Origin of the sequence: Immundisolibacter sp. (assembly GCF_041601295.1) — a bacterium.
GTDB lineage: Bacteria > Pseudomonadota > Gammaproteobacteria > Immundisolibacterales > Immundisolibacteraceae > Immundisolibacter.
Genome location: NZ_JBFIII010000070.1, coordinates 1 through 16,411, shown reverse-complemented (window position 1 = coordinate 16,411; position 16,411 = coordinate 1). Strand labels below are relative to the sequence as shown.

Here is a 16,411-nt window from a genome sequence, read left to right as displayed (position 1 = left end):
CCATCCCCGCCCCGCCCGGCTACGAATTCGCCGACGTCGCCGAGCGCCGCCGCAACACGCTGGCCGCCATGGCGCGCACGCGCCGGCAAATGCGCCCTGTCACCTGGCTGCTGCGGCGGGTGTTCGATCTGTCGCAGCGGCTGCGGTTCGAATTTCCGCTGTTCCAGCGCTTTTTCAAACCGATGGCCGCCGGCCTGTTCGACAAGGCCATCGCCAAGGCCTTTACCGGCTACACGCCGACCGAGCATGACGTATTCGTGTGCTCGTATTTCAAGAGCGGTACCAACTGGGCGATGCACACCGCCTATCAGGTCGCCGAGCATGGTGAGGGCGAGTTCGAGGACATCCTGGACGTGGTGCCGTGGGTGGATTGCCCGGACCAGGAGACCACCGTCTGGCTGAACGACCCGCGCCCGCAGCAGCGCTCCCGATCGGGCCTGCGCGTGATCAAGACCCACGCCCGGGCGCAGTTTGTGCCCTACAGCGAGAAGGCCAGGTACATCTGCCTGGTGCGCGATCCGAAGGAGGTAATCGTCTCCGGCTACCACTTCTTTGGCAGCATGCTGCTGGGAAGCCTGATCCCGTCGGTCGAAACCTGGGTGCGGCACTGCACCTCCGAGCAGGCGGTGTTCCATCCCTGGTACGAGTTCACGGCCGGCTACTGGGCCTGGCGCGAGCGGCCGAACGTGCTGTTTCTGACCTACAACGAACTACAGGACGACCCAGCCGGAACCATCCAGCGCATGGCGGACCTGATGGGCGTGAGCCTGACCGAGGCGGAAGCCCAGCGCGTGCAGCGCCTGAGCTCGTTCGAGCACATGAAGGCCATCGACCACAAGTTCTACCCCGGCGAGGTGTCGCCCTTCGCCCGGCCGGGCGGATCGATGATCCGCAGCGGCAGGAAGGGCAACTCCGGCGAGATGCTGACGCCCGCCCAGCAGGCGCACATCGACGCCTGGTGCAAGGCGGGTCTGGCAAAGCTGGGCAGCGATTTTCCTTACGACCGGTATTTCGGTTAGCGGGGGCTCGGGGGGGTTCCCTCGCGTGTCGGGCCGACCTGTCGATTACGCCGTCAGCTGCGCCCGCTCCGACAAAATCGCCAGGTTTGATGGCTTGTAAAAGCCGGATCAGGGAATCAGCAGCAGCTTGCCGCTGGTGGCACGACTGGCCAGCAGTTCGTGGGCCTGGGCGGCTTGCGCCAGTGGCAGGCGCCGGTCGATGTGCAGGTCGACCCGGCCATCGGCCAGCCAGGCGAACAGGTCGCGCGAACGGGCGGCCAGTTCGTCCGCGTCGGCGATGTAGTCGAACAGGCTGGGCCGGGTCAGGAACAGCGAGCCTTTCTGGAGCAGCAACAGCGGACTGATCGGCTCAATTGGCCCGCTGGACTGCCCGAACAGCACCATGGTGCCGCGCCGGCGCAACACGTCGAAGCCCTTCAGGAAGGTGCTGGCGCCGACCGAGTCGTAGACCGCGTGCACGCCAGCGCCATCGGTCAAGCGACGGGTTTCGGCCACGAAATCGTCCTGCGAATACAGGATTACTTCGTCGGCACCGCGGGCGCGGGCGATCAGCGCCTTGGCCTCGGTCGATACCGTGGCGAGTACCCGTGCCCCGCGCAGCTTGGCCATCTGCACCAGCATCTGCCCGGCGCCGCCGGCAGCGGCGTGGATCAGCACCGTGTCTGCGGGCTGGATGGCGTACGCGGAGTGTGTGAGCGCGTGGGCGGTCAGGCCTTGCAGCATGGCCGCGGCGGCCAGCTCCAGGTCCAGCCCCTCCGGCACCGGCACCACCCGCTCCTGCGCCAGGCAGGTGAACTGCGCATAGGCCGCCGTGGCGTTCGGGTAGGCCACGCGGTCGCCAGGCTGGTAGCGCGTCACGCCCGCACCCACGGCATCCACAAGGCCCGCGCCTTCCAGGCCCGGCACGAACGGCAACGGTTGCGGGTAGAAGCCGGTGCGGTGGTAGATGTCGATGAAATTGACGCCGCAGGCGGCATTCTTGATGCGCAGTTCGCCCGGACCAGGCTCGGGCAGGCGCTGCTCGACCAGGCGCAAGACTTCCGGGTCGCCGAATGCGGTGACTTCGATGGCATGCATGGTGTTCATCGGCGGTGCAGGTCGTAGTACTCGCGGTTGGGCTCCATGCCGGTGGCGGCCGCCAGGCGGTTGGTCATGTTGAAAAACGCCGTCACCTCGGCCATGTCCCAGATGTCGCGTTCGCTGAAGCCCTGTTCGCGCAGCAGGTCACGGTCGGCGTCCTCGATGCACTCGGGCGCCTGCGTGAGGCGCTCGACGAACTCCAGCATGGCGCGTTGGCGCCCATCCAGCGGCGCGGCGCGAAAATTCATGGCCAGCATATCGGCCAGTGCCGGATCGCCCGTTAACCGGCGCAGCGTGGCGCCGTGGCTGGCCAGGCAATAGTGGCAGCGGTTAAGGGACGACACCACGACCGCGATCATTTCCCGCTCCGCCTTGGTCAGGCCCGAGTCGCTCGCCATCAGGCCATCGCGCATGGCGATGAAATTGGCCAGCCGGTCAGGCGCATGCGCATAGCCGCGCAGCACATTGGGCACAAAACCCAACCGCTGCTTGGCCGCCGCGTACTGGGTCGCCAGTTCCTTCGGCAGTGGGGTCGGTTCGGCCAGGTCCAGCGCCATCAGTTTGTCGTTTGCCATGTCTCCTCCCAAAACGCCGACGGCAGGCCGGCTTGAAAATAGATGCACACGGCGCCATCTTGTGCGGTGCACCTCAACCAATCAAGTGCCATGCCCGCGCCGCCGATTCTCGCCATAACCTTTGATCTGGACGACACCCTGTGGGCCATCGACCCGGTCATCGAGCGCGCGGAGCAGCGTATGCATGCCTGGCTGGCCGAGCATTACCCGCGCTTGCCCGAGCGCTATTCACCGGCCGACCTGCGCGAGCTGCGAGATGGCCTGTTGCAACAGCGACCGGAGCTGGCCCACGATCTGGGCGCCCTGCGCCGTGAATCGCTGGCGCTGGCAGCGCAACACTGCGGTTACGGGCGGGACGCGGCCGAAGGGGCATTTGCCGTGATGTGGCAGGCGCGAAACGAGGTGGAACTGTTCGCTGATGTGCTGCCAGTGCTTACTGAGCTGGCCGCTCAACTGACCTTGGGGGGCCTCACCAACGGCAACGCAGATATTGCCCGCATCGGCCTCGGCGGCCTGCTGCGCTTTTGCGTATCCGCACACAGCGTGGGCGTCGCCAAGCCACACCCGGCGATCTTCGAGGCGGCCAGTGCAGCCGCAGGCGTGCCAGTGGAGCAGGTACTGCACGTGGGCGACGATCCCCAGCGTGACGTCATCGGCGCACGCGCCGCCGGCATGCGCACCGTGTGGGTGAATCGTGATGCCCTGGCGTGGCCCGGCGGGCCACGTGCCGATGCCGAAGTTGCGGATTTACACGGGCTGCGCGAACTGCTGCTGCGCTGGCATATCGTTCCGGGCGCCTGATGGCGCCCACTGCATGGCCCTTATACTTGCCCACCACCAAACACGCTGGATGTACTCATGCCCGTCAAGAAAAAGCCAATTTACAAAGTGAGCTTCCACAATCAGGGCAAGCTCTACGAACTTCACGCCCGCGAGGTGAGTCAGGGCAGCATGTTCGGCTTTATTGAAGTGGCCGGCTTTGTCTTCGGCGAGAAAAGCAGCCTGGTCATAGACCCATCCGAAGAACGCCTGAAAGCGGAATTCGAACACGTTAAAACTACGTTTATTCCCATGCACGCCGTAGTGCGCATCGACGAGGTGGATAGAGAAGGCGTAAACAAGATAAGCAATCTATCGGACGATGCCAAAGTGGCGTACCTGCCCTCGCCTATCTACACGCCCAGCAGCCCCGGCGGTCGGGGAAAGGATTGATTACCGCTCGCCACCCCGCCGGGTTGCCCGAGAACCGCCGGGTTTGACGCAACCATCCACGCCTGTCAAAGTCGACCTCAGGGCTTCGTCAGATTCTCCAACGCTCGGCGATCCCGCTTGGTCGGTCGGCCTTTCCCTGTAAAGCCTGACCAGCCCGTCAAAGCATGTCGTTCGCGCGCAGCCAGGCGCGCCGCGATGCTGTCTGCGGTCTCCTCATAGAGTGCTGATACAGCCTTGGCCGGCACGCGCTGCCCGACGCTACCCCGCACCACCACGGTTATTGATTCATCGCCCCTGTGCAAGCTGATTTCATCTCCCAAGCGCAGCACGCGGGCTGGCTTTACCGGCTGGCTGTTGACACGCACCTTGCCGCCACTCACCGCTTGTGCTGCCAGCGTCCGAGTACGGTACAAACGACTGACCCACAGCCATTTGTCCAGCCTGATTGCCACGCCCTCGGAAACTGAGTTTTTTTCCATTCCTCAACTCAGGTATCAGCCTGGTGATCCTGTAAGCGGATGGCCCACCCGCCAGGGCCTGGGAAAGACCGCCACAGCCTACCAAGGCGGCCAGACACAGCGGGGTACGCTGTGGGCACCCCGATCCATTATCCCCACAATCCTGGGGATCGCGTCCGCAGGACTGCCAGGCGCGCCAGCCAAAAAAAACCGCCGCGACGGAACATCGCGACGGCTCTATTCAGACCCTTAATTCACCTACAGGCAACTGTTGGCCGGCACCGGCCCGGCCTGACTTATTTTTAGATCGCCAGCTGTGCTGGCGTCTTGCCTTTGGCAATGGCTTCCTTGAACCACTTCGGCTTCGGACCCCGACCATTCCAGGTCTGTGCCGCATTGGCAGGATTGCGGTACTTGGGAGCAGCCGACGCGCGGCTCTTCTTTCGCTCACCACCGGCAACAATCTCGAAATCCAGACCCACTGTGGCGGCCAGTTTACGCATTTGAGCCACAACTTCAGCTCGCTGCTCTCGCTGGCGCTTATCCAGCATGACCTTGGCGTCGGCGATTATCTGATGCAATTCCCCAAGGGAGGAATTAGTTAGATTGACGGCCATTTTTCGGCACTCTCCTAAATGTCACAGAAAAAACGAACGTCCAACTATAGTCAAGCAATAACATTAAAACAATAGACCTATGGAACCGAACTCAGTCATGGAATGAGAACCCGGGGCAAGCTCGCGGCTCGCGACAGGCAAGTGCCAACCGCTCAAGCGGCCAGCATCTCGGCAACTGCTTCACTTGCCCAGTCGGCGGCTTCCAGATAGGCGCGTTCACTCGGTTTTGGTTCAAGAGCATCAAGCAAGGGACTATCGTAATCGCCCTGCTCCAAGGCTATTGTGACTGCCAGTATCTGGCCGAATGGCCCGTGATGCTCCAGCAGCGCGCGCCGCACCTCCTCCGATAAAGGCATTCCGTCCAGAAGCTGTTCCAGCGGCTTATCCAGTAACGCGTCCAGCGCGGAAAATAGTCCAACCGTAAATCCGATATCGGCATTGCCGCGCCCTATCGGCGCCAACTGGGAGCAAAGCCTGGCACGGGCCAGCGCAGTACGCGTCAGCTCCTGGGGTTTGTCGTCCATGCCGGTCAGAGCCATCAGCGTCGCCATGTCTCGTATTCGGCGCTGGCCAAGCATTACCGTGGCTTGCGCAATGGAATTGATCTCGCGCGTCAGGTAGAAGGCCGCCGAATTAACGTAACGCAGCAACCGGTAGCTGAGCGAGACGCTGCGCTGAATAATAGTCTGCACATCCGACAGTTCAGAATTCGGATTATGCAGGGTCGCCAGCAGATGCATGACACTGAGGCGATCTTCCGCCATGGCACGCCCGGCCACCAGTTTTGGCTTGGCAAAAAAGTAACCTTGGTACAGATCGAAACCCAACTCTTGGCACTGGGCAAACTGCTCGTGCGTTTCCACTTTCTCAGCCACCAGAGCGGCCGGATACTGGCGCAGCGCGGCCACGTGTCCGGCCAGTTCGTCCTCGGGCACGGCGCGAATATCCACCTTCACAAAATGTGCCCGCTCCAGCAACGGGACGGTACCTTCATGTATCAGCAGATCATCAACACAGATGCCGTATCCAAGCGCTCGCAGCCTGTCCACCGTCTCCAAAAATGCGTCGTCAAAGTCTATATCCGGCATCAGCTCCAATACGAGCTGGCTGGGGTCGAACAGGCGTAACAACTCATCGTCGAGAATTTCAGGAGTTACATGAATGAACGCCTTGGCCTTACCGACCACCCGCTGAACACCCATCTCCAGAAAAGCGTTGATAAGAACATTGGCCGAAGCGCGGGTGTCGTTCTGGTCTGAACTGCCAACGGCACCGGACCGGTACAGCAGCTCGTAGGCGACCGGCTTTATCTGGGCATTAAAAATTGGTTGCCGGCCTAAATAGGCAGTGCGCATAGCCATCACTCTCGGTAGCAACTTGCAAACGTGTCCGGTCAACGGGCGACCGGGCAGGGTTGTAGCGCTTATCGACCGTTCAGCCACGCAACTTGATGCTTAAACGGCCGGCCCAAACATCTCCGGCCACACCAGCCCCAAGATCTCAAACCGCTGTCAACTGATCGCTCGCTCGAAGGACATCACTTGCCGATAGTGCTCCCACCACAGCGCATTCGGAGCCTCGTCGTTCTGCTTGGTCCGGGCAAGGTCGGCACCCTCGTGCCAGCCCTTCAGGAAGAACGTCGTGCCCGGCTCGGTCTCAAGTGCCTGCTGAATACGCAAGAACACCGTGGCGTCCTCGAGACTCACGAAACCGCTCGGGCCGATCATGTTGGAGGACTGCCGCAGACGATGGCGCGCCAGGTCGGCGTCGTCGTCGGCATGGGCAAAGTACGCGTAATGCACCTCAACCTCGTCCAGCCCGACCGGATTGGCGTAGCGAATATTGAAGATATCCAGATGGTTGGCGACAGCCGTCAGCGGCCAGAACGCCAGCAGGCTCGAACCCGCCGCCTGACCGGGCGACTTGTTGCGCGGCGCGTCCCCACCGAGGTAACCGATCACGCTGGGGTCACGCAGCAAGCCGCCATCGGTCGGCTGCGCGTCCAGCTCGGACAGAATCATCATATGGCCCTGCGGCAGACGCCGCTGGCTGCCGCTGCCGCCCTGCCAGCGCAGCATGCGAAACGCCGCGTGCAACAGCGGTGCATGAAAGGCATCGTTGTCGATGTAGACCTTCCAGTTCGACTGATAGCGCACCTTCTGGTAACCGAGCAGTGTCAGGCGACCGTCCGTGCCCAGGGCGTCCCGCACAGGCTGCGCCAAATCACCCATCCACTCCATTAGCGGTGGCGGGTTCGCATTGAGGCTGACCAGCCACAACCCGGTGAAGGACTCGCAGCGCAACTGCGCCAGGTTGTAGTCGGCGCGCTTGAAGTCGGGCGGGAACTCGGCCTCGCCCGGGCAGGCCCGCAGCTGGCCGCGGGTGTCGAACACCCAGCGGTGGTAGGGGCATTCGATATCCCCACTGTGGCCACGAAAGGCCATCGCCAGCTTGGTGCTGCGATGCGTGCAGGCGTTGTGGAAGGCTCGCACCTGGCCGTCATCGCCGCGAATCACCAGCAGCGGAGTACGGCCTATCTTGATCGTCTTGTAATCGCCCACGTTGGGTAATTCGGCGTCATGGGCCACCGGATGCCACAGTGGCCCCCTGAAAACGCGATCGAGTTCCAGCTCGAAAACATCCGCATCCTCGAACACCCATTTGGGCACCTGGTTGAATGCGGCCGGCCAACGTGGCAAGGCGGCAAGATCGATATCCCGGTTTTTCATGACGTGCTCCTCCAGATAACTACGGCGCGGACACGCTTGTTACGGCCCGTCGGATTGATCCAATGCGTTCGTAAATGCGGCTGGGGGTGGGTCTCGCATCGCCGCGATAGCCACCGCGGCGACGAGTAGTGGCGCCCCGAAGACGACAAAGTACACCACAAAGCGCGGCTCCAGCACGGCCAGCCAGCCGCCGGCAAGCGGACCCAGTATGGACCCGGTCCGGCCCCAGGCCTGGGCCCAACCCACCCCGGTAGCGCGCACCAGACTGGGATAGGCCTGCGTTGTGATGGGGTACAGGCCAACCTGGGCTGCGCCGGCAAACACGCCGGTGGCCAGGCCGGCGGTCATGACCACCGCCCACTGCCCATTACCCAGACCGATCGCCATGATGGCGAGCCCACCCAAGGCAAAGCACATCGCCAACATGCGCCGCGGGTTGTAGCGAGCCGACAGCCAGGCCAGCAGTAAGGCTCCAAACACCGCACCGAAGTTGAACATGACCATCACCCGGATGGCGCTGTCCAGCGCCCAGCCCCGCTCCACCAACAAAGTCGGCAGCCAGTTCATCAGGAAAAACAGCACCAGCAGATTAATGAAAAACGCCGACCACAGCAGCAGCGTGTTGCGCGCCCGGCGGTGACGGAACAACTCTCCGATACCGGTATTGGAGCCGACGGCTTCGGGCACTAGGTACACATCATCCGCGGCATAGTCCCCGCTGGGGTCCAGCCGTCGCAGCAATGCGCTGACCCTGGATCGACCCCCAGGCTGTCGCGCCAGAAAGTGCGGCGACTCTGGCAGCAACGCCCACAGCACCAGGCACAAACCAAGCGGCAGCAGTCCGCCGATATAGAACATGAGCCTCCAGCCATGTTCCACCACCAGGGCACTGGCGATCGCGCCGCCGAGCATGCCCCCGACAGAGAATCCGATATACATCAGCGTTACCAGCAATCCGCGTTGTCGCGCCGGCGCACACTCGGCCACCAACGTCACCGCGTTTGGCAATGCGCCGCCCAGGCCAAAACCGGTAATCAGACGTAACACCGTCAGGTCAATCACCCCGCGTGCCAGCGGTGTCAGCAGAGTGCCGAACCCGAACACAGCCACGCAGGCAATCATCGTGTACCGTCGACCGAGCCGGTCACCCAACGAACCGAATAAAAGTGCTCCCCCGGCCATGCCCAATAGCGAGGCGCTGAACACCGGCCCAAGCTGGTCCCGGCTGATCCCGAACTCGGCCGCGATCTGCGGCGCCGTGAAGCCAATGATCTGGGCGTCAAGGCCATCGCTTGCCGCAACGGCAAACGTCAGTAATACAACCAGAATCTGCGTGAAGCCGAGCGGTGCGGCGTCGACGCACGCGGCCACGTCCCAGCGACGGGGGTTTGGATTCACATGCACTCCCTGAAATGACGGCCGGCCGATCGCCGGCTGTATATAGACTCCGTGGAAGCGCTGAATAAATCCATCCTGGACTTCACAACGCCGGCCACCGCAAACGCGCAGCTTTCGGCTGGCTTACAGCCATCGATTTTGGCAGTGCGTCCGTGCACTGCGCGAGCCGCTGAATACATCAGTGGATCGCTAAGTCTCGTGCCCGTCGAGCGCCCGTCGCGTCAGGCTGAAGGTCGCCGCCGCTGCCAGCAACAAGGCGGCACCAAAACCCGTGAAATAAGTCGACAACGCGACCCCGGAGTTCAACATCTGCCCACCCAACAACGGTCCCAGCACCGAGCCGATACGCCCGCAACCGAGCGCCCAGCCAATGCCGGTGGCGCGCAGGTGACCCGGATACACCGCAGCGGCCAGGCCATGCAGCGTGATCTGGGCACCGAATACAAAGAAACCGGCCAACGCCGCCACGGCCAGATAAATACCGAAACTGCCGGTGGCATACCCCACCCCCACCATGCTGGCGGCCGCTGCCACAAAGGCGGCCCCAATCACCCGCCGCGCGTCCAGGTGCTGGCAGACCACAGCGAGTATCAAAGGCCCGACGATGCCGCCGACATTCAGCGCCAGCGCCGCCAGTGAGCCTTGCTGCGGCCCGAACCCGACCTGCTGCGCGACATACGGCACCCAGTTGGCGAGAAAGAACATCACCATCATGTTGACAAAGAACGCCAGCCACAGGCGCTGCGTATCACCGGCCAGGCCGGGCGCGAACAACAGCCGCACACGCTGACTGAACTTTTCAGCGGGCGCCTTAGTGCTGGATCGTAACGTTGGCGATTCCGGCAAGAAACGGTGCAGTACCGGAATCAGCAACAGCGGTAGCACACCACCGATCACATACATCACGCGCCAACCGAAACGCGGCACCAGCGGCACGGCGAGCAATGCGCACAACATGCCACCCAGGGCAAAGCCAACCAGGCCAATGCTGACCATAAGCGGGCGCTGCCGATTCGAGGCGTGCTCGGAAATCAACGCCGTGGCGTTGGGCACCGCTCCCCCGAGTCCGAACCCGGTCAGCAGACGCAGCACAAGCAACCCGGCATAGCTGTCAGCCAACGCCGTGAGGCCTGCAAACACGCCGAACAACGCGCAGCACAGCATCAGCACGCGAACCCGGCCCAGGCGATCGCCCAACGGGGCAATGAACACCGAGCCGCCAATCATGCCGATCACCCCAGCGGCGAACAGCGGCGCCAAACTTTGTCCCGAGAGCCCCCAATCGACGGCGAGTGCCGGTGCCGTAAGCGCGATGACCAGCATGTCAAAGCCATCAAGCACGATCACCAGCAGGCACAGACCCACCACGCGCGCAGTGCGGCGTACTATCGGCGCAGTTTCAGCTGCGTCCATTCTTTCCTCCCCTCCTGCGCACGTTGCGCCGCAACCGGGACCGTACCGCGCCGGCGCAAACCACCTTTGTCCCCCACTCCGGGCCCGCACGGTACAAAGCAACCCGGCAACAATAACCCCGCGGCACGGAGCCGGCCACGCGCTGCGTACAATTGGCCGTCAACGCCGCCGATCGGTACCCTCATGCCAAGCTCGCTTTTGCCAATCAGTCCGGCCGCTCGCGCCCGTGCCCAGGCGCTGCTCGATTTCATCGATGCCAGCCCCAGCCCCTGGCACGTCGCGGCAAATGCCGCGGCGCTGCTGAACGATGCTGGCTACACGCGCCTGAACGAAGCCGACCCATGGCTCCTGTCACCCGGCGGGCGGCACTATATCCTTCGTGACGACTCGACCCTGGCGATGTTCCGGATCGGCGGCCAACCCCTCACACAGGCCGGGTTTCGCGTAGTTGGCGCCCACACCGACTCGCCAGGATTGCGGGTCAAACCGCGCGCCGGGGACACCAGCGGCGGCCTGTTGCGCCTCGGCGTCGAAGTCTATGGTGGACCGATCCTGGCGACCTTCGCCGATCGGGATCTGAGCCTTGCCGGACGGGTCGCATTGCGTGATGCGAGCGCTCCACATGGCGTGCGTAGCCAACTGCTGCGTTTCGAAGCGCCGCTGCTGCGCATCCCGAACCTGCCGATCCACCTTAATCGCAAAGTGAACCAGGATGGACTCAAGCTCGACCGGCAAAACGAACTGCCCCCCATCCTTGAGGCGGTCCGCGAAGGCTTACCGGCAGCCGATCACCTGAGGCGTCTGCTCGCTGACGCGCTCGAGGTCGACAGCGTGCAGATGCTCGGCTTTGAACTGAACGTCTACGACACCCAGCGCGGGGTTTTCTTCGGACCACAACAGGAATTCGTGGCCGACTCGCAACTCGACAACCTCGGCTCCTGCCATGCGGCACTGAGCGCGCTACTGGACACCGACGCGACCGAAACCGGTCCCTGCGCCGTGGGCTTTCTGTTCGACCACGAGGAAGTTGGGTCCACCAGCGCCAAGGGCGCCGACGGCAGCTTTATCGACGACATACTGGAACGCATTGCCCTGTGCAGTGGGCTCGGACGTGAGGACTATCGGCGCGCGCTGGCCTGCAGCGTGCTGGTCAGCGCCGATATGGCGCACGCTTACCTGCCCGGTCACACGGGCACTTATGACGACCAGCACCGAGTACACCTGAACCATGGGCCGGTGATCAAAACCAACGCCAGCCAGCGCTACACTTCCGAAAGCGTGTCAGCCGGGCTGTTCCAACTGGCCTGCGAGCGGGTAGGCGTGCCCTGGCAAAGCTACGTCCAGCGCAGCGATCTTTCCTGCGGCAGCACCATCGGCCCGGCGGCAGCGGCGCGTCTTGGTCTTCGCAGCGTGGACGTCGGCAACCCGATGTGGGCCATGCACAGCGTCAGGGAAAGTGTCGGGGCCGCCGACCATGACGCTATGTGTCGGGTTCTTGGTGCTTTTTTTTCGGCGGGGGGCCCCCAAGCTTTATCCCCATAATCTGTGGATAACTTGGTGGATTACTTACCGGATAAGGCCATAAACGGCGCGCCTATGCGAGATACCGCACAGATTGCCCAGCATTTAATCAAACTATAATTTTCATTTATTAACAGAAAGTTATTCATGTTTTTGAATTTAAATCCGCAGACGATTGCGATTTCGTCTGGTTAGTACAGGGATTTTTTACCGCCTGTGCGTAAATCGCCATCATCTGCCCTTGCCAAGCCCCTTAATTCCAGCTAGGGAACCGCCCTGCTCGCTGAACGCGCTACCCGTGAATCTTCACCCCGGACCTTTCATGACCGTTCTGACTCACCTACAACGCCTTGAAGCAGAAAGTATCCATGTCCTGCGCGAGGTGGTCGCCGAGACCGACAAGCCGGTCATGCTGTACTCGATCGGCAAGGACAGCGCCGTCATGCTGCACGTGGCCCGCAAGGCTTTCTATCCCGCGCCGCCGCCATTTCCACTGCTGCACGTCGACACCACCTGGAAGTTTCGCGCCATGTACGCCCTGCGTGAACGCATGGCGCGCGAGCTGGGCATGGAACTGCTGGTCTACCAGAATCCCGAGGCCAAAGCCCTGGGCATCAACCCGTTTGACCACGGCTCGCAGGTCCATACCGACATGTGGAAAACGCAGGGCCTGAAGCAGGCGCTGGACCTGTACGGGTTCGACGCGGCCTTTGGCGGGGCCCGCCGCGACGAGGAAAAATCGCGCGCCAAGGAACGCATCTTCTCGTTTCGCACCGCACAACACCGCTGGGATCCGAAAAGCCAGCGCCCGGAACTTTGGCACCTGTATAACGGACGCAAGCACAAGGGCGAGTCGATCCGGGTGTTTCCGATCAGCAACTGGACCGAGCTCGATGTCTGGCAGTACATCCACCTGGAGAACATCCCGATCGTGCCGCTGTACTTCGCCGCCGAGCGCCCGGTGGTCGAGCGCGACGGCACCCTGATCATGGTCGACGACGAGCGCATGCCCCTGCACCCCGGCGAGACGCCGATGCTCAAGAAGGTCCGCTTTCGCACGCTGGGTTGCTATCCGCTGTCCGGCGCAATCGAGTCCGAAGCCGACACGCTCACCGCCGTCATCCAGGAGATGCTGCTGACCCGTACCTCCGAGCGCCAGGGTCGCATGATCGACCACGACACCGCCGCCTCGATGGAAAAGAAAAAGCAGGAGGGCTACTTCTGATGGCGCACGTATCGGACCTGATTGCCAGCGACATCGAACAGTACCTCGCCCAGCACGAGCGCAAGAGCCTTTTGCGCTTCATCACCTGTGGCAGCGTGGATGACGGCAAGAGCACCGTCATCGGCCGCCTGCTGTTCGAGTCAAAGATGCTGTTCGAGGATCAACTGGCCGCAATGGAGGAAGACAGCAAAAAATGGGGCACCCAGGGCGAGGACATGGATTTTGCGCTGCTGGTGGATGGACTGGCCGCCGAGCGCGAGCAGGGCATAACCATCGACGTCGCCTACCGCTTTTTCAGCACCGACCAACGCAAGTTCATCGTCGCCGACACGCCCGGTCACGAGCAGTACACGCGCAATATGATCACCGGGGCCTCCACCGCTGACTGCGCAGTCATTCTGATCGACGCCCGCAAGGGTGTACTCACGCAAACCCGTCGCCACAGCTACCTGGTGAACCTGATCGGCATCCGTAATGTGGTGCTGGCCATCAACAAAATGGACCTGGTTGACTTCGCCGAGGACGTGTTCCGCCAGATCGATGCGGATTACCGCGCCTTCGCGGCGCAAATCGGCCTGACTGACATCACGTCCATTCCCCTGTCCGGCCTCAAGGGCGACAACATGATCGACCCCAGCGAACGCACCCCGTGGTACCACGGGCCGACGCTGATGGGCTTTCTGGAAACCTGCGAAATCGACGACACCCGCCGACAACGCGATCCGTTTCGTCTGCCAGTGCAGTGGGTTAACCGGCCGAACCTCGATTTTCGTGGTTTCTGCGGGCTGATCGCGAGTGGCCGTATCCGGCCCGGCGATCGTATCCGCGTGCAGCCATCGGGCCGCGAGAGCCGCGTCGCCCGCATTGTTGCGCTTGACGGCGACCTGCCAGAAGCGGTGGCGGGCCAGTCGGTAACCCTGACCCTGCAAGACGAGGTCGATATCTCGCGCGGTGACGTCATTTCCACTGCTGAGTTGCCCGCCGAAGTCGCCGACCAGTTCGAATGCACCATGGTCTGGATGGCCGACGAACCGATGCTGCCCGGCCGTCCATACCTGCTCAAGATCGGCACCCGCACCGTGAGCGCAACCATCACCGAGCCGAAGTACAAGGTCAACGTAAACACCCTGGAACACCTGGCGGCAAAGCAGCTCGAACTGAACGAAATCGGCGTGTGCAATATCGCGCTTGACCGTGCGATCGCCTTCGACGCCTACAAGAACAATCGCGACACCGGCGGCTTCATCCTGATCGACCGCCTTAGCAACAACACCGTCGGCGCCGGCATGCTGCACTTCGCGCTGCGCCGCGCCCACAACATTCACATGCAGCACGTGGACGTCGACAAGCAGGCGCGGGGCGCCATCATGGGCCAAAAGCCGGTGGTGCTGTGGTTCACCGGCCTGTCAGGCGCCGGTAAATCGACCATTGCCAACCTGGTGGAGAAGAAGCTGCTCGCGCTGGGCCGTCACTCGTACCTGCTGGACGGCGACAACGTCCGCCACGGCCTGAACAAGGATCTGGGCTTCACCGACGCGGACCGGGTCGAGAACGTACGCCGCGTGGGCGAGGTGGCCAGACTCATGGTCGACGCCGGGCTGATCGTGCTGACGGCATTCATCTCGCCATTCCGCTCGGAGCGGGCCTTGGCCCGCAGCCTGCTGGACGAGGCCGAGTTTGTCGAAATCCATGTCGACACGCCACTGGCGGTTGCCGAAACTCGGGACGTCAAGGGTCTTTACAAGAAGGCCCGCCTGGGCGAGCTGAAAAACTTCACCGGCATCGACTCCCCCTATGAAGCGCCCGAAACCCCGGAACTGCGGATCGACACGGTCGAGTGCGACGCCGAACGGGCCGCCGATATCGTCATAGAAGAGCTGCGTCGGCGCGATTGCATTCCGTGACGGTGCCAATAAACCGTTCGTGCGCCTGACGAGCATGATCTTCGGTTTTGGAATTCGGCGTCCTGGTCATTTCTTTGTGTACCGGATCATCGGCACAATGGGCCGGGCGCCTGTCCTCACCCACTGACCGGATCCGTGATGTCGATTGAGCATCATACCGCCGAGTTGCCCGCAGTCCGGCTGCATTACCTGCTTGCCGGCCACGGCCCGGCGCTGCTGCTGCTACATGGCTGGCCACAGAGCAGTCACGAATGGCGGCTCCTGATTCCCGAGCTGGCCAAGCGCTATCGCGTGATTGCGCCAGACTTGCGGGGACTCGGCGACTCTGGGCGGCCGGTCGGCGGCTACGACAAGATGACGATCGCAGGCGACCTGCGTGTACTGCTGCGCGACAAACTCGGCATCACGCAAACAGCCGTCGTCGGCCACGACTGGGGCGGGGCGGTTGCCTATGCCTTGGCCGCGCAGGATCGCGCGCTGGTGACACGCCTGGCCATCCTGGACATGCTGTTACCGGGGGTCGAGTTGCCGGGCCTGGGACCGGATGCACTGTCCCGCTACTGGCATTTCGGCTTCCACGGCGTGCGTGACCTGCCGGAAATGCTGGTAGCCGGCCGGGAACGTGCCTATATCTCGTGGTTCTTTCAGAACTTCGCCTACAACCCGCGCGCTATCACCGAAGCCGACGTCGACGAGTACGCGCGCTGCCTGGCACAGCCGGGGGCCTTGCGAGCCGGCTTCGAGTATTACCGTGCTGCCGGCCAGGACGCCGTCGACTTCGCAGCGACAGCGCGGGAGCGGTTGGCCATCCCGGTACTGGCACTGGGGGGCGAACGCAGCATCGGCGCGGCGGTCAGGCTGTGCATGGAACAAGTGGCCAACGACGTGCGCGGGGGCGTCATCGAGCGCTGTGGCCACTGGATTGCCGAAGAACAACCGCAGGCGCTGCGCGACGCCCTGCTGGCGTTCCTGGGCGAAGCCTGAACGGCATCCCATGCCCGCCCTGCGCATTCACTGGCTGCAACATGTACCGTTCGAAGGCCTGGGCCAGATCGAGCCCTGGGCATACCGCCACGGGCACACGCTGCATTGCACGCGGCTGCACGCGGATGAACCGCTGCCGCCGCCGCAGGACTTTGACTGGCTGATCATCATGGGTGGGCCGATGGGCGCCTACGAGTCCGATCTGCACCCGTTCCTGAGCGCCGAAATCGATCTGATCAGGGTGGCAATCAGGACCGGCAAACGGGTACTCGGCAT

15 protein-coding genes and 1 pseudogene are annotated in these 16,411 nt (G+C 62.8%); 8 read left to right on the top strand and 8 right to left on the bottom strand.

All coding sequences use genetic code 11. From position 1 onward, the window contains the following. Window positions 1-1,019: sulfotransferase domain-containing protein (locus tag ABZF37_RS10065; protein ID WP_372719471.1), on the top strand; the 1,019-nt coding region annotated here is incomplete at its 5' end. Window positions 1,020-1,127: 108 nt separating this feature from the next. Here ABZF37_RS10065 and ABZF37_RS10060 read toward each other — a convergent pair. Then, on the bottom strand, window positions 1,128-2,096 hold the full coding sequence (locus tag ABZF37_RS10060) for a quinone oxidoreductase (RefSeq protein ID WP_372719473.1): 969 nt from the start codon (window positions 2,094-2,096) through the stop codon (window positions 1,128-1,130). Window positions 2,097-2,101: 5 nt separating this feature from the next. Then, complete coding sequence (locus ABZF37_RS10055; RefSeq protein ID WP_372719469.1) at window positions 2,102-2,674, bottom strand: peroxidase-related enzyme; 573 nt, start codon at window positions 2,672-2,674, stop codon at window positions 2,102-2,104. A gap of 90 nt (window positions 2,675-2,764) precedes the next feature. On the opposite strand from ABZF37_RS10055, the gene ABZF37_RS10050 reads away from it, so the two are divergent. Together ABZF37_RS10050 and ABZF37_RS10045 are read left to right on the top strand one after the other, a co-directional pair. After that, complete coding sequence (locus ABZF37_RS10050; RefSeq protein WP_372719467.1) at window positions 2,765-3,475, top strand: HAD family hydrolase; 711 nt, start codon at window positions 2,765-2,767, stop codon at window positions 3,473-3,475. Window positions 3,476-3,532: 57 nt separating this feature from the next. Next, window positions 3,533-3,886, top strand: a complete 354-nt coding sequence (locus ABZF37_RS10045) for a DUF1820 family protein (RefSeq protein ID WP_372719465.1) — start codon at window positions 3,533-3,535, stop codon at window positions 3,884-3,886. Between the two features lie 77 nt (window positions 3,887-3,963). Here ABZF37_RS10045 and ABZF37_RS10040 read toward each other — a convergent pair whose 3' ends face one another. The 6 genes from ABZF37_RS10040 to ABZF37_RS10015 form a co-directional block, all read right to left on the bottom strand. After that, on the bottom strand, window positions 3,964-4,365 hold the full coding sequence (locus ABZF37_RS10040) for an RNA-binding S4 domain-containing protein (protein ID WP_372719463.1): 402 nt from the start codon (window positions 4,363-4,365) through the stop codon (window positions 3,964-3,966). Between the two features lie 281 nt (window positions 4,366-4,646). Continuing rightward, window positions 4,647-4,961 (bottom strand): H-NS family nucleoid-associated regulatory protein, encoded by a 315-nt coding sequence (locus ABZF37_RS10035; protein ID WP_372719461.1) that lies wholly within the window; start codon window positions 4,959-4,961, stop codon window positions 4,647-4,649. A gap of 152 nt (window positions 4,962-5,113) precedes the next feature. Next, window positions 5,114-6,316: an EAL and HDOD domain-containing protein gene (locus ABZF37_RS10030; protein ID WP_372719459.1), complete on the bottom strand. Its 1,203-nt coding sequence runs from the start codon at window positions 6,314-6,316 to the stop codon at window positions 5,114-5,116. A gap of 156 nt (window positions 6,317-6,472) precedes the next feature. Next, window positions 6,473-7,690: an aromatic ring-hydroxylating dioxygenase subunit alpha gene (locus ABZF37_RS10025; protein WP_372719457.1), complete on the bottom strand. Its 1,218-nt coding sequence runs from the start codon at window positions 7,688-7,690 to the stop codon at window positions 6,473-6,475. Window positions 7,691-7,729: 39 nt separating this feature from the next. Continuing rightward, a complete protein-coding gene (locus tag ABZF37_RS10020) occupies window positions 7,730-9,088 on the bottom strand; it encodes an MFS transporter (RefSeq protein ID WP_372719455.1) in 1,359 nt (452 codons plus the stop codon). Between the two features lie 189 nt (window positions 9,089-9,277). Further along, window positions 9,278-10,501, bottom strand: coding sequence for an MFS transporter (locus tag ABZF37_RS10015; RefSeq protein ID WP_372719453.1), 1,224 nt, complete (start codon window positions 10,499-10,501; stop codon window positions 9,278-9,280). Window positions 10,502-10,684: 183 nt separating this feature from the next. On the opposite strand from ABZF37_RS10015, the gene ABZF37_RS10010 reads away from it, so the two are divergent. The 5 genes and pseudogenes from ABZF37_RS10010 to ABZF37_RS09990 form a co-directional block, all read left to right on the top strand. Continuing rightward, the gene (locus tag ABZF37_RS10010; RefSeq protein ID WP_372719451.1) at window positions 10,685-12,043 is read left to right on the top strand and encodes a M18 family aminopeptidase; all 1,359 of its coding nucleotides are present in this window, start codon (window positions 10,685-10,687) and stop codon (window positions 12,041-12,043) included. Between the two features lie 301 nt (window positions 12,044-12,344). Further along, a complete protein-coding gene (gene cysD / locus ABZF37_RS10005) occupies window positions 12,345-13,247 on the top strand; it encodes a sulfate adenylyltransferase subunit CysD (protein ID WP_372719449.1) in 903 nt (300 codons plus the stop codon). Continuing rightward, window positions 13,247-15,151 carry a sulfate adenylyltransferase subunit CysN gene (gene cysN, locus ABZF37_RS10000; protein ID WP_372719447.1) on the top strand — a complete coding sequence of 635 codons (1,905 nt, stop codon included), beginning with the start codon at window positions 13,247-13,249 and terminating at the stop codon, window positions 15,149-15,151. The genes cysD and cysN overlap by 1 nt, the downstream gene beginning before the upstream one ends. A 138-nt stretch (window positions 15,152-15,289) precedes the next feature. Continuing rightward, window positions 15,290-16,135: an alpha/beta fold hydrolase gene (locus ABZF37_RS09995; RefSeq protein ID WP_372719445.1), complete on the top strand. Its 846-nt coding sequence runs from the start codon at window positions 15,290-15,292 to the stop codon at window positions 16,133-16,135. 10 nt (window positions 16,136-16,145) lie between these two features. Further along, window positions 16,146-16,411 (top strand): annotated as a pseudogene (locus tag ABZF37_RS09990) (amidotransferase); the annotation flags it as partial.

Coding starts and splice junctions, on each gene's coding strand:
- ABZF37_RS10060 (WP_372719473.1), bottom strand. CDS start 2,096: ATGCATGCCATCGAAGTCACCGCATTCGGCGACCCGGAAGTCTTGCGC.
- ABZF37_RS10055 (WP_372719469.1), bottom strand. CDS start 2,674: ATGGCAAACGACAAACTGATGGCGCTGGACCTGGCCGAACCGACCCCA.
- ABZF37_RS10050 (WP_372719467.1), top strand. CDS start 2,765: ATGCCCGCGCCGCCGATTCTCGCCATAACCTTTGATCTGGACGACACC.
- ABZF37_RS10045 (WP_372719465.1), top strand. CDS start 3,533: ATGCCCGTCAAGAAAAAGCCAATTTACAAAGTGAGCTTCCACAATCAG.
- ABZF37_RS10040 (WP_372719463.1), bottom strand. CDS start 4,365: ATGGAAAAAAACTCAGTTTCCGAGGGCGTGGCAATCAGGCTGGACAAA.
- ABZF37_RS10035 (WP_372719461.1), bottom strand. CDS start 4,961: ATGGCCGTCAATCTAACTAATTCCTCCCTTGGGGAATTGCATCAGATA.
- ABZF37_RS10030 (WP_372719459.1), bottom strand. CDS start 6,316: ATGCGCACTGCCTATTTAGGCCGGCAACCAATTTTTAATGCCCAGATA.
- ABZF37_RS10025 (WP_372719457.1), bottom strand. CDS start 7,690: ATGAAAAACCGGGATATCGATCTTGCCGCCTTGCCACGTTGGCCGGCC.
- ABZF37_RS10015 (WP_372719453.1), bottom strand. CDS start 10,501: ATGGACGCAGCTGAAACTGCGCCGATAGTACGCCGCACTGCGCGCGTG.
- ABZF37_RS10010 (WP_372719451.1), top strand. CDS start 10,685: ATGCCAAGCTCGCTTTTGCCAATCAGTCCGGCCGCTCGCGCCCGTGCC.
- cysD (WP_372719449.1), top strand. CDS start 12,345: ATGACCGTTCTGACTCACCTACAACGCCTTGAAGCAGAAAGTATCCAT.
- cysN (WP_372719447.1), top strand. CDS start 13,247: ATGGCGCACGTATCGGACCTGATTGCCAGCGACATCGAACAGTACCTC.
- ABZF37_RS09995 (WP_372719445.1), top strand. CDS start 15,290: ATGTCGATTGAGCATCATACCGCCGAGTTGCCCGCAGTCCGGCTGCAT.